General features: G+C 73.0%; 11 protein-coding genes. 8 read left to right on the top strand and 3 right to left on the bottom strand.

What is annotated here, in order from left to right:
* The first annotated feature begins 34 nt into the window (after positions 1-34).
* Both IG88_RS0132560 and IG88_RS0132555 read left to right on the top strand, forming a co-directional pair.
* Positions 35-1,375 (top strand): wax ester/triacylglycerol synthase family O-acyltransferase, encoded by a 1,341-nt coding sequence (locus IG88_RS0132560; RefSeq protein ID WP_031049103.1) that lies wholly within the window; start codon positions 35-37, stop codon positions 1,373-1,375.
* Between the two features lie 104 nt (positions 1,376-1,479).
* Entirely contained in the window at positions 1,480-3,012 is a 1,533-nt protein-coding gene (locus IG88_RS0132555) for an SDR family NAD(P)-dependent oxidoreductase (RefSeq protein ID WP_031049102.1), read from the top strand.
* 7 nt (positions 3,013-3,019) lie between these two features.
* Here the strand turns inward: IG88_RS0132555 and IG88_RS0132550 are convergent, their stop codons facing one another.
* Complete coding sequence (locus IG88_RS0132550; protein WP_031049101.1) at positions 3,020-3,454, bottom strand: hypothetical protein; 435 nt, start codon at positions 3,452-3,454, stop codon at positions 3,020-3,022.
* A gap of 476 nt (positions 3,455-3,930) precedes the next feature.
* On the opposite strand from IG88_RS0132550, the gene IG88_RS42960 reads away from it, so the two are divergent.
* Both IG88_RS42960 and IG88_RS0132540 read left to right on the top strand, forming a co-directional pair.
* Positions 3,931-4,107, top strand: a complete 177-nt coding sequence (locus IG88_RS42960; RefSeq protein WP_037837202.1) for a hypothetical protein — start codon at positions 3,931-3,933, stop codon at positions 4,105-4,107.
* Between the two features lie 54 nt (positions 4,108-4,161).
* A complete protein-coding gene (locus IG88_RS0132540) occupies positions 4,162-4,644 on the top strand; it encodes a GNAT family N-acetyltransferase (RefSeq protein WP_031049100.1) in 483 nt (160 codons plus the stop codon).
* 6 nt (positions 4,645-4,650) lie between these two features.
* Here the strand turns inward: IG88_RS0132540 and IG88_RS0132535 are convergent, their stop codons facing one another.
* Together IG88_RS0132535 and IG88_RS0132530 are read right to left on the bottom strand one after the other, a co-directional pair.
* The gene (locus IG88_RS0132535; protein ID WP_031049099.1) at positions 4,651-5,994 is read right to left on the bottom strand and encodes an amidase; all 1,344 of its coding nucleotides are present in this window, start codon (positions 5,992-5,994) and stop codon (positions 4,651-4,653) included.
* A gap of 170 nt (positions 5,995-6,164) precedes the next feature.
* Positions 6,165-7,211 carry a LacI family DNA-binding transcriptional regulator gene (locus IG88_RS0132530; RefSeq protein WP_031049097.1) on the bottom strand — a complete coding sequence of 349 codons (1,047 nt, stop codon included), beginning with the start codon at positions 7,209-7,211 and terminating at the stop codon, positions 6,165-6,167.
* A 214-nt stretch (positions 7,212-7,425) separates the two neighbouring features.
* Between IG88_RS0132530 and IG88_RS0132525 the strand changes: the two genes are divergently transcribed.
* From IG88_RS0132525 to IG88_RS0132510, 4 genes are all read left to right on the top strand, one after another.
* Complete coding sequence (locus tag IG88_RS0132525; protein WP_031049095.1) at positions 7,426-8,718, top strand: ABC transporter substrate-binding protein; 1,293 nt, start codon at positions 7,426-7,428, stop codon at positions 8,716-8,718.
* A 6-nt stretch (positions 8,719-8,724) separates the two neighbouring features.
* Complete coding sequence (locus IG88_RS0132520; RefSeq protein ID WP_031049094.1) at positions 8,725-9,654, top strand: carbohydrate ABC transporter permease; 930 nt, start codon at positions 8,725-8,727, stop codon at positions 9,652-9,654.
* Positions 9,651-10,577 (top strand): carbohydrate ABC transporter permease, encoded by a 927-nt coding sequence (locus tag IG88_RS0132515; protein WP_031049092.1) that lies wholly within the window; start codon positions 9,651-9,653, stop codon positions 10,575-10,577. Before IG88_RS0132520 ends, IG88_RS0132515 begins: the two co-directional genes overlap by 4 nt.
* A gap of 32 nt (positions 10,578-10,609) precedes the next feature.
* Positions 10,610-11,951: glycoside hydrolase 5 family protein (locus IG88_RS0132510; protein WP_234332408.1), on the top strand; the 1,342-nt coding region annotated here is incomplete at its 3' end.

Below are 11,951 nucleotides of genomic sequence, written 5' to 3'. Positions count from 1 at the left end.
CGCCGCCCGTGCGCCGTCCCTGCGAGGCAAGCCCTTGAGTCCCGATCCGCTCGCTCCCCTCGACCTGGCGTTCTGGAACATCGAGACCGCCGAGCACCCCATGCACCTGGGCGCGCTCGGTGTCTTCGAGGCCGGCTCGGCCACCGCGGGCGCCCACGCCGCGGACCTCCTCGCGGCCCGCGCCCCCGCGGTGCCCGGACTGCGGATGCGGATCAGGGACACCTGGCAGCCGCCGCTGGCCCTGCGGCGGCCCTTCGCCTTCGGCGGCGCCACCCGCGAGCCCGACCCCAGGTTCGACCCCCTCGACCACGTGCGGCTGCACGCCCCGGCCACCGACTTCCACGCCCGGGCCGGACGCCTCATGCAACGACCCCTGGAGCGCGGCCGGCCGCCGTGGGAGGCGCACGTGCTGCCGGGCGCCGACGGCACGGCCTTCGCCGTGCTCTTCAAGTTCCACCACGCCCTGGCCGACGGGCTGCGCGCGCTGACCCTCGCCGCCGGGGTCCTCGACCCGATGGACCTGCCCGCACCCCGGCCCCGCCCCGAGCGGCCGCCGCGCGGTCGGGTGCCGGACGTGCGCGCGCTGCCCGACCGGCTGCGCGACGCCCTGTCCGACGCGGGCCGCGCGCTGGACATCGGTGCCGCCGCGGCGCTGTCCACCCTCGACGTGCGCTCGTCGCCCGCGCTGACCGCCGAGTCCTCCGGCACCCGCCGGATCGCGGGCGTGGCCGTCGACCTCGACGACGTGCACCACGTCCGCAAGACCACCGGCGGCACCGTCAACGACGTCCTCGTCGCGGTCGTCGCCGGCGCCCTGCGCCGCTGGCTGGACGAGCGCGGCGACGGCAGCGAGGGCGTCGCGCCCCGCGCGCTCATCCCCGTCTCCAAGCGCCGCCCGCGCACCGCGCACCCCCAGGGCAACAGGCTCTCCGGATACCTGATGCGGCTCCCGGTCGGCGACCCCGACCCGCTCTCCCGCCTCGGCACGGTCCGTGCCGCCATGGACCGCAACAAGGAAGCCGGTCCCGGCCGCGGCGCCGGAGCCGTCGCGCTGCTCGCCGACCACGTGCCGGCGCTCGGCCACCGGATCGGCGGGCCCCTGGTCTCGGGGGCCGCCCGGCTCTGGTTCGACCTCCTGGTCACCAGCGTGCCCCTGCCCAGCCTCGGCCTGCGGCTCGGCGGGCACCCGCTCACCGAGGTCTACCCGCTGGCGCCGCTGGCCCGCGGCCACTCCCTCGCGGTGGCCGTCTCCACGTACCGCGGGCAGGTGCACTTCGGTCTGGTCGCCGACGGGAAGGCGGTGCCGGACCTCGACCGGCTCGCCCTCGCGGTGACCGCGGAGGTGGAGACGTTGCTCGCGGCATGCCGTCCCTGACCACGGCGGGTTTGGATCCGCGCCGCGCGCTGAAATAAAATCCGCTGTTCGACAGCGGTCGCCTCCCGGAGCGCCGCGACGGCGACCAGGGAACGGCAACGGCGATGACGGTGACACAGGACGGCTCGGCGACCACGGACGAAGCGCCCGCGGGCCGGGCGTCCGCGCAGGAGGAGACGCCCTCCGCGTACGGACCCGGCATCGACCCCGAACGGCTCGCCGTCTGCCTCGACGTGCTCAGGGAACTCGACGAGCTGGACGTCGACCATCCCGACGCGATCACCGTCCGCCGCGCCACCTCGCACATCTACCGGATGGTCAAGCAGCGCCGCCGCCAGGAGCGCCGGGCCGCCAAGACCGCCCACGACAAGGCGGTCACCGAGGCCACCGCCACCGGTTCCGCCGAGCGCATCGACGACGAGACCGAGGGCCTGCTGCCCTCCTCACGCACCGAGGAGGGCACGATCGCGGGGATACTCCAGCGCCCCCGCTCCTGCTACATCTGCAAGCAGCGCTACGTGGAGGTCGACTACTTCTACCACCAGCTCTGCCAGGACTGCGCCGCCGAGAACCGGGCCCGCCGCGACGCCCGCGCCGACCTGACCGGCAAGCGCGCGCTGCTCACCGGCGGCCGGGCCAAGATCGGCATGTACATCGCGCTCAGGCTGCTGCGCGACGGCGCGCACACCACGATCACCACCCGCTTCCCCAAGGACGCCATCCGCCGCTTCAAGGCGATGGACGACTCCGGGGACTGGATGCACCGCCTGGAGGTCGTCGGCATCGACCTGCGCGACCCCGCCCAGGCCGTCGCCCTCGCCGAGCAGGTCGCCGCGCGGGGCCCCCTCGACGTCCTGATCAACAACGCCACCCAGACCGTCCGGCGCCTGCCCTCCGCGTACGCCGCGCTGGTCGAGGGCGAGAGTGCCCCGCTGCCCGCCGGTGAACTGCCCGCCCACCACGTCATCGGCGCCTTCAACTCCGGCGCCGTGGACGGACTGGCCGCGCTGCCGCTGGGCGCCTCGGGGCTCGACGCGCAGAAGGTGGCCGACCTCGCCCTGGTCGCCGGCAACGCCAGCGTGGTCCGGCACCGCGAGGGCACCGCCATCGACGCGGGCGGACTGGTCCCCGACGTCGTGGACACCAACACCTGGGTGCAGACCATCGAGCAGATCTCGCCGGTGGAGCTGCTGGAGACCCAGTTGTGCAACTACACGTCGCCCTTCATCCTCATCAGCGCGCTGCGCGCCTCGATGGCCGAGGCCGCGCGCAGGGCGCGGTCGGGGCGTGCCTACGTCGTCAACGTCTCGGCGATGGAGGGCGTGTTCGCCCGCGGCTACAAGGGGGCCGGCCACCCGAACACGAACGCGGCCAAGGCGGCGATGAACATGGTCACCCGGACCAGCGCCCAGGAGATGTTCGACACCGACAAGATCCTGATGACCTCCGTCGACACCGGCTGGATCACCGACGAACGCCCCCACTACGACAAGTTGCGCCTGGCCGAGGCCGGCTTCCACGCCCCGCTCGACCTGATCGACGGCGCCGCCCGCGTCTACGACCCCGTCGTGCGCGGCGAGGCGGGCGAGGACCTGTACGGCGTCTTCCTCAAGGACTACGCACCGGGCAAGTGGTGACGGGCCGTCACTCCACCCGGCCCAGCCGCGCGTTGCGTGCCGCCGTCAGCTCCAGCACCGTGCGCCAGTCCTCCAGGACCCCGGCGTCGAAGACCGCGGTGCGGGCCTCCTCGTCCGCCTGACGCAGACCGGCCAGGTCGTCGTCGTGCGGCCGGGGCCCGGGGTGGGCCCGGCGGTGCACCAGGTGGGCGACGCGCGGGCCGAGCAGCGGCCCTACCGCCTCGGCGGTCCGGACCGCCGGGTCGCCCGGCCCCAGCAGCGGTCCCACCGGCGCCACCAGCCCGGCGACCTGGAGCTCCTTGTCGGCCGGGCGGCGCCGACGCAGCAGCGCGGCCGTCCGCAGCGCGTGCTCGTGCGGATCCCCGGCCCCCTCGCGGCCGGGCTGCTGGCCCCGGCAGGCGTACAGCAGGTTCATCAGCTCCTCGACACTGCGCAGTTCCATGCCCCGGTCCTCCCACGAGACAGCCGTTGCCCGACGGGCAGCACAGCATGGCGAGCTTGCGTAGCAGCCAACGGCGACTTAACTGCGCGTCCCGCCAGCCGTCGGTATGCGAAAGTGCGGTCGCCGACGTAGGCCGAACGGGTGAGCTGTGCGCGGTGCGGACGCGGAGGAACCAGGGCACACTTGGGCCAACTGGGCGCGGAGCGAAGGGCAATGGTTCTCCCATCTTTCGAGCGCCATAGAGCGCACCCCCGCTCATTTGGTTAATCTGAAGCGGACGGGCGGCGGCACAGGGCACTACCCGCACCCGAGGTCCGTCATGGAGCGAGCCGGTTCACCACGGCCCGCTCCCGCACGAGGTACCGGCGCCACCGCGTCCGAACTGCATTTCGACTCACACCCGAGCGGGCGCCGGGTGCCGGACAGGACACGGGCGCCGGCCGCCCCAGGGTGATCCGACACATAAGGAGTGCGCGGTGACACCGGAAACGACGACCAAGCCAGAACAACGCACCGAGGAACGCGGCGGGCGCACGCGCCGCCGGCCCGGCGAGATCGGCAGCCTCGACGTGTGGGCGCGCTCCGCCCCGATCCGCCTCGCGGGCTACGAGGAGGACCTCGCCGAGCCGCACATCCTGCCCAGCGTGGACTGACCCGCCGCCACCCGCCGAAGCCGCCGGACGCATGGGCGTGCCAGACTCACGCCCATGCTGATCAGGGAAGCCACCGCCGGTGACTGGCCGCACATCTGGCCCTTCTGGCACCGCATCGTCGCCGCCGGGGAAACCTACGCCTGGGACCCGGACACCTCCGAGGCCGACGCCCGGGCCCTGTGGATGAACCCCGCCAAACGCGTCTACGTCGCCGAGGACGACACCGGCACCGTCGTCGCCTCGGCCTACGTCACCCCCAACTACGGCGGTCCCGCCGCGCGCATCGCCAACGCAGGTTTCATGGTCGACCCCGACCGGGCCGGCCGTGGCACCGGCCGCGCCCTCGCCGAGTACGTCCTGGCCGCCGCCAAGGCCGACGGATACCGGGGGATGGTCTTCAACGCCGTCGTCGAGACCAACCCCGCCGTACGGCTGTGGACCTCCCTGGGCTTCACCGTCCTGGGCACGGTCCCGGACGCCTTCGAGCACCCCCGGCACGGCCGCGTCGGCCTGCACGTCATGCACCGCGCCCTGTAGCGCCGTTCAGTCGAGCGGCGCCGTCCGCCGCCAGGGGTGCAGCGCCTCGATGCGCCCCGCCAGCTCCAGCAGCGCCGCCTCCGAGCCCGGGCGCCCCACCAGTTGCACGGCGCAGGGCGCACCGGAGTCCAGCGTGCCGAAGGGGACCGTCATCGCGGGCCAGCCGGTCAGGTTCCACGGCGGCGTGAACGGCGAGTACGCCGAGTTCGCCGCCACGTTGCGCAGCCAGCCCCGTTCGTGCCACGGCCCGGCCCCGGGGGCGCGGCGGGCCAGCGCCGGGGTGAGCAGGACGTCGTACTCGGCGAAGAACGGTTCCAGGCGTGCGCGCAGCCGCTCCCGGCCCCCGCCCTCCGGCACCCGGCGGGCGAAGTGCCGCCCGAGGGCCGCGTGCACCCGCGTGCGCCTGGTCAGCAGCCGCGGGTCCAGGCGCCGCGCGTCCACCGACGTACCGGCCGTCCAGTGGACCAGGGCGGTCACGCCCAGCGACGCGGGATAGGGCGGGTCCGCCCGCCGCACCTGATGCCCCGCCTTCATCAGAACCCCGGCCGCCTCGCGCACCGCCCGCGCGTACGGCGGGGAGACGGGGACGCCGGCCAGCGGGCTGCGCAGCGAGGCGGCGACGCGCAGGGCACCGGTCTCCTCGCGGTCCGGCAGGCCGTGGCCGGCGAGGACCGTCAGCATCAGGCGGGCGTCCGCGACCGTCGTGGCCAGCGGCCCGTTCTCGGACATGCCGAACCAGTCGCCCTCGCCGATGCCGGCCGGCACGAGGCCGTGGCCCGGCTTGAGGGTGACCAGACCGCAGTTGGCCGCCGGGATGCGCAGCGAGCCCATGCCGTCGTTGCCGAGCGCGAGCGGCACCATCCCGGCGGCGACCGCGGCCGCGCTGCCGCCCGAGGAACCGCCGGCCGAGCGGGACGGGTCCCACGGGTTGCGGGAGGTGCCGAGCACGCCGTCGGTGGTGCCGAACACGCACAGCTCCGGCACGTTCGTCAGCCCCACCACCACCGCGCCGGCCGCTCGCAGCCGGGCCACGGTGACATGGTCGGCGTCCGCGGGCGTGTGCGGTGTGGCGGCCGAACCGACGCGGGTGGCCTCGCCGCGCACCGCGAGGTTGTCCTTGACCGCCACCGGCACGCCGGCCAGCGGCAGTTCGCCCAGATCCCCCCGCGCGCCCACCTCCTCGGCCTCCGCGAGCGCCGCCTCGGCCCGCACCGCGCGGAAGGCGCCGACGCCGCCGTCCAGGCGCTCGATCCGGGCCAGGTGTCCCGCGACCACCTCGCGCGGCACGGCCCGCTTCTCCCGTACGGCGGCGGCGATCTCGGTGGCGGTGCGTCCGGCCCAGTCGGTCACGGAGGGCTCCTCGGGGTGCGGGGACGGGATACGGGATGTGGGCGACGACGTGCGAGCACGCCGTTACCGGTGAGTACGCAGGACAGCACTCTGCCCGTCCGCGGCCCGTGCGTCGAGAGCGCGTGCCGGTCCGCCCGCGTTCAGACCGCCCGCGTTCAGACCGGCCGCGTTCAGACCGGCCGGGCCGGGCCCGTGCTGTCCCGCTCGATCAGCCGCGGCACCGGCACCCGCACCGTCCGGGCCGGACCGCCGTCGAGCAGGGCGGTCAGCTCCGTGGCCGCCGTACGGCCGAACTCCACGCTGTCCCGGGACAGGGCGGACAGCCACGGTTTGACCATGCGGCACAGCGCCGAGTCCTCCCAGGCCACCACGGACACGTCCGCCGGGACCGAGAAGCCGAGTCCCGACGCGGCGGCGACCCCGGCGACGGCCATCACGTCGTTGTCGTAGATCAGGGCCGTGGGGGGAGCGGGCGCCTCCAGCACCCGGCGGGTGACGGCCGCGCCCTCCGCGTCGGAGTAGTCGGTGGTCACCGACTCGACCTCGCCGAGGCCGCGCCGGCCGGCCTCCGCGCGCAGGGCACGGATCCGGCGCTCGGTGTGGGCGAGGTCCGGCAGCCCGGCGATGTGCACGATCCGGCGGTGCCCGAGCGCGCACAGCCCGTCCACCAGCGCGGCCATCGCGCCCGCGTCGTCCGCCCACACCGTCGACAGTCCCGGATGACGTTCGTCCGGCGTCCCGCCGATCACCACACCGGGCAGGCCGAGTTCGTCGAGCAGACCCGGGCGGGGATCGTCGGTGCGCGGGTCCACGACGAGGACGCCGTCCACCCGGTGCTCGGCCCACCAGCGCCGGTAGACCGCGCACTCGTCCTCGACGTCCCGCGCCACCTGGAAGAGCAGCCCCAGATGCCGCCGGGCCAGCACCTCCTGGATGCCCGAGACCAGTTGCAGGAAGAAGGAGTCGACGCCCAGGGTGTGCGCGGGCCGCGCCAGCACGAAGCCGACCGTCGCCGCGCCCTCCCCGGACAGGGCGCGCGCCGCGGTACTGGGCCGCCAGCCGAGCTGCTCGGCCACCCGGCGCACCCGGTCCCGGGTGATCTCGGAGACCCCCGGCCGGTCGTTCAGCGCGAACGACACCGCGCTCTCGGAGACCCCGGCCCGCCGTGCGATGTCCTTCATCGTCGGCCGGCGCGCGGCGGGCCGCTTGGCCGGCATGCGCGCTCCTTTCCTCAGCGAGAGCTAAAGCGCTTGAGTGCAAGATCCTAAAGCGCATTAGTAGTTGCTGGCAAGTGGGGGTCGATCCGGCCCTGACCTGGACTAATGCTGTGCCCTCTGCTTTAGTTGGCCGGAATCCATTGACTTTCCACGGAAACGCCGTGCATGGTCGCTGGCATCCCACCGCCGACGTCCTTCAGGGAGACGTGCCACCGTGCCCACCTCGCGCAGAACATTCGCCGCCGCAGCCGTCGCCGCCCTCGTCCTGCCCCTCAGTGCCTGCGGTTCCGGAGGTGACGGCGGGGGCTCGGCCGACGCCTCGGGCAAGGTCGAGGGCGACATCACCTTCCAGACCTGGAACCTGCGGGCCAACTTCAAGGACTACTTCGAGGGACTCATCGCGGACTTCGAGAAGAAGTACCCCGGCACCCACGTCAAGTGGGTCGACCAGCCCGGCGAGGGCTACGCCGACAAGATCAGCGCCGACGCCGCCGGCGGCACCCTGCCCGACGTCGTCAACGTCTCCCCGGACCTCGTCGCCCCGCTCGCCGAGGCGGGCCTCGCCCTCGACCTCGACAAGGCGGCCGGCCAGTACGAGAAGGAGTACCTGGAAGGCGCCTGGGCCAGCCACCGGATACCGGGCACGCAGGGCACGTACGCCTTCCCCTGGTACCTCAACACCGGCCCCCTCTTCTACAACAAGTCCCTCTTCCAGAAGGCCGGGCTCGACCCCGAGCAGCCGCCGAAGACGTACGACGAGCTCTTCGACGCCGCCCTGCGGATCGCCGACAGGACCGGCGGCGAGGTCGCCACGCTCGCCAACGTGCCCACCATCGAGGACTTCGGCCGCTACGGCGTACCGCTCATGAACAAGGAGGGCACCGCCTTCGCGTTCAACGACGCCAAGGGTGTCGAACTCCTCACCCGCTACAAGGAGCTGTACGCCGCCAAGGCCCTCGACCCGCAGGCGCTGACCGCCACCCCGGAGTCCTCCGGGAAGAAGTTCCTGACCGGCGCCGTTGCCATGAACCCGGGCAGCGCGCTCGACCTGGCCAACTTCAGGAAGCAGGCGCCGAGCCTGTACAAGAACATCGGCATCACCGACCAGATCACCAGCACCGGGCACGTGAACATGTACGTGATGGGACTGATGGTGAACGCGCAGAGCAGTCGCAAGCCCGCCGCGGTCGCCTTCGCGCACTACGTCACCGACGCGGCGCACCAGATGTCGTTCGCCAAGCAGGTCGCGATCTTCCCGAGCACCGCCGGGTCGCTGGACGACCCGTACTTCACCAAGGAGGACGGCACCGACGAGACCCGTGTCCGGGTCGCCGCCGCCAAGTCCCTCAAGGACGCCGTCAACTACACGCCCGTGCTGTTCAGCGAGCAGATGAAGACCGAGCTGCGCAACGAGGTCGCCAAGGCGCTCCAGGGCAAGCAGAGCCCGAAGGAAGCCCTCGACAACGCTGTCAAGGCGTGCGACCGGCTCCTTCAGCAGCAGGGCTGAGGCGTCATGGCGAGTCCCACCCTCACCACCGGCACCCCGGACGCCCGCCAGGGCGGCACCCGGCGCGTGCGGCGCCAACTGCCCATCAGTCCCTGGCTGTTCGCCGCACCCGGGCTGCTGATCACCGGCGCGTTCATCCTCTACCCGTTCGTCTCCACGCTGGTCAACTCCTTCACCGACCGCCGCACGCTGGTCCCCGGCGAGTTCGTGGGCCTCGCCAACTTCCGCGAGCTGCTCCACGACGACATGTTCTGGATCGGCCTGCGCAACAGCTCCCTGTACGTCCTCGGGGTCGTCCCCGCGCTGGTCCTGCTGCCGCTGCTGCTCGCCCTGCTGGTGCAGAAGAACATCCCCGGCATCACCTTCTTCCGCTCCGCCTTCTACACACCGGTCGTGGCCTCGATCGTCGTCGTCGGGCTGATCTGGGTCTGGCTCCTGGACGAACGCGGGCTGGTCAACTCCCTGCTGGAGACGCTCGGCGCCGGTCCGGTCGGGTTCCTCAGCGACCAGTGGCTGATCCTGCTCAGCGCGATGGGCGTCACGGTCTGGAAGGGCCTCGGCTACTACATGATCATTTACCTGGCGGCGCTCGCCAACGTGCCCCGTGAACTGCACGAGGCCGCCGCCGTGGACGGTGCGGGAGCGGTCCGCCGGTTCCTCACCGTCACGGTGCCCGCCGTCCGCTCCACGATGGTGCTGGTCGCGGCCCTCTCCTCGGTCGCCGCCTTCAAGGTCTTCTCCGAGGTGTACCTGATGGCCGGCCCCAGCGGCGGCCCGGCAGGCGAGGACACCACCCTCGTGATGCTGGTCCAGCGCACCGGCACCGGCCTGACCGGCCGGGTCGGCTACGCCTCCGCGATCTCCGTCGTCGTCTTCGTCGTCACCGTCGTCCTGATGCTGCTCGTCCTGCGGGCCGACCGGAAGGAGGAGTCGTGAGCCTCGCCGAGAAGTCCCGGCCCGCCGGGAAGTCCCTGGCCGCCGGCCGGGAGGGCAAGCGGGAACGCGAACCCCGGATCACCGACGAGCACGGACGCCGCGTACGCGGCTGGGAACTCGCCCTGCGCTACCTGCTGCTGCTCGGCGTCCTCGCCCTGACCATCGGCCCGTTCCTGTGGCAGCTCTCGACCTCGCTCAAGGGGCCCACCGAGGACATCTTCAGCTCCCCGCCCAAGTTCCTGCCCTCCGATCCCACCCTGCACAACTACGAACGGGTCGCCGACACCATCCCGGTCTGGGACTACGCCCTGAACTCGCTGAAGGTCGCCGCCGCCAACGTCGTCACCAACTGCGTCGGCGCCGCCCTGGCCGGGTACGCGCTGGCCCGGCTGCGCTACCGCGGCCGGCGCGTCGCCACCCTGGTGTTCATCCTGGCCATGCTCGTGCCGGTGGAGGGCATCATCATCGCCCAGTTCACCACCATGCGGGAGCTGGGGCTCAACAACACCCTGGTCGGTGTGGTGCTGCCGGGCTGCGTCAGCGCCCTGAACGTGCTGCTGATGCGCAACGCCTTCCTCAACCTCCCCTACGAGATCGAGGAGGCCGCCTTCGTCGACGGCGCCAACGTCTGGCAGCGGTTCTTCCGGATCGCGCTGCCCGCCGTGAAGGGCACCCTCGCCGTCGTCGCGATCTTCGCCTTCATGGGAGCCTGGGACGACTTCCTGTGGCCCCTGATCGTGCTGAGCGACCCCTCCAAGTTCACCCTGACCATCGGACTGAACTACCTGCACGGCACCTTCGCCAACGACGAACGCCTCGTCGCCGCGGGCACGATCATCGCCGTGGCGCCGCTCATCGTCCTCTTCGCCTGTCTCCAGCGGTACTTCTTCCGCGGGGTCGGCGAAGGCGCCGTCAAGGGCTGAACCACCCGCTTCCCCCGTCACTAGGACACCGCATGCCTCCTGCCGTGCGCTTCGGCGTCAACTACACCCCGACCGAAGGGTGGTTCCACCACTGGCTCGACTTCGACCTCGATTCCGTCCGCGCCGACCTGGACTCCATCGCGGCGCTGGACGTGGACCACGTCCGCGTCTTCCCGCTCTGGCCGTACTTCCAGCCCAACCGCTCCCTGATCCGCGAACGCGCGGTCGAGCACCTGGTGGCGCTGGTCGACGCGGCCGGTGAACGCGGCCTCGACGTCAACGTGGACGGCCTCCAGGGCCACCTGAGCAGCTTCGACTTCGTCCCGGCCTGGACCCGCACCTGGCACCGCCGCAACCTCTTCACCGACCCCGACGTCGTCGACGGCCAGGCCGCCTACCTGCGCACCCTCGCCGCCGCCCTGGCCGGCCGGGCCAACTTCCTCGGCATGACCCTGGGCAACGAGGTCAACCAGTTCTCCGCCGGCCCCCACCCCGACCCGGACCGCGCCACCAGCGACCAGATCGACGCCTGGCTGGAGCGGATGCTGGCCGCCTGCGAGGAGGGCGCCCCCGGCCGGATGCACCTGCACGCCGAGTACGACGCCACCTGGTACCAGGACGACCAGCCCTTCACCCCGGCCCAGGCCGCCCGGCGGGGCGCCGTCACGGCCGTGCACTCCTGGGTCTTCAACGGCACGGCCCAGCGCCACGGCCGCACCTCCGTGCCCGGCGAGCACCACGCCGCCTACCTGGTCGAGCTGAGCAAGGCCTGGGCCGACGAACCGCACCGCCCCGTCTGGCTCCAGGAGGTCGGCGCCCCCGCCCCCCTCGTGCCCGCCGAGCACGCCGCCGCCTTCACCGAGGCCACCGTCGAGAACGCCCTGGACTGCCCGGACCTGTGGGGCGTCACCTGGTGGTGCTCCCACGACGTGTCCCGGACACTGGCCGACTTCCCCGAGCTGGAGTACGGCCTCGGCCTCCTCACCAACGACCGCCGGCCCAAGGACACGGCCCGGGTCCTGGCCCGCGCCGCCCGCGCCGCCCGCGAAGGGGCCCGTTCCGCCCCCGCCCCGCGCACCACCGCGCTCGTCGTTCCGGCCGACCCGGCGGCGCGCTCGGCCTGCGCCCCCGGCGGTGCCGTCTTCGACGCCTTCTTCCGGCTGGTCGCCGACGGCGCTCGCCCCACCACCGTCCTCGACACCCGCGCCGCGGACACCGGACACCTCGCCGCGCGCGGCATCACGGAGGTCGTCACGCCCGACGCCGTACTCGGCCCGCACGATTCGGACCCCGCCCGGCGGGGGGTTCCGTCCTTGCTCTCCCCCGCCCACAGTCCCCGGAGCACCCGAGCCGCGAGGCCGGTGAGCGGGACCG

This window comes from Streptomyces sp. NRRL F-5650 (assembly GCF_000721365.1).
Classification (GTDB): domain Bacteria; phylum Actinomycetota; class Actinomycetes; order Streptomycetales; family Streptomycetaceae; genus Streptomyces; species Streptomyces ardesiacus.
Note: the sequence above shows the minus strand (reverse complement) of the source record. Positions and strands in the feature narration are given on the sequence as shown.

Coding starts and splice junctions, on each gene's coding strand:
- IG88_RS0132555 (WP_031049102.1), top strand. CDS start 1,480: ATGACGGTGACACAGGACGGCTCGGCGACCACGGACGAAGCGCCCGCG.
- IG88_RS0132550 (WP_031049101.1), bottom strand. CDS start 3,454: ATGGAACTGCGCAGTGTCGAGGAGCTGATGAACCTGCTGTACGCCTGC.
- IG88_RS0132520 (WP_031049094.1), top strand. CDS start 8,725: ATGGCGAGTCCCACCCTCACCACCGGCACCCCGGACGCCCGCCAGGGC.
- IG88_RS0132530 (WP_031049097.1), bottom strand. CDS start 7,211: ATGCCGGCCAAGCGGCCCGCCGCGCGCCGGCCGACGATGAAGGACATC.
- IG88_RS0132540 (WP_031049100.1), top strand. CDS start 4,162: ATGCTGATCAGGGAAGCCACCGCCGGTGACTGGCCGCACATCTGGCCC.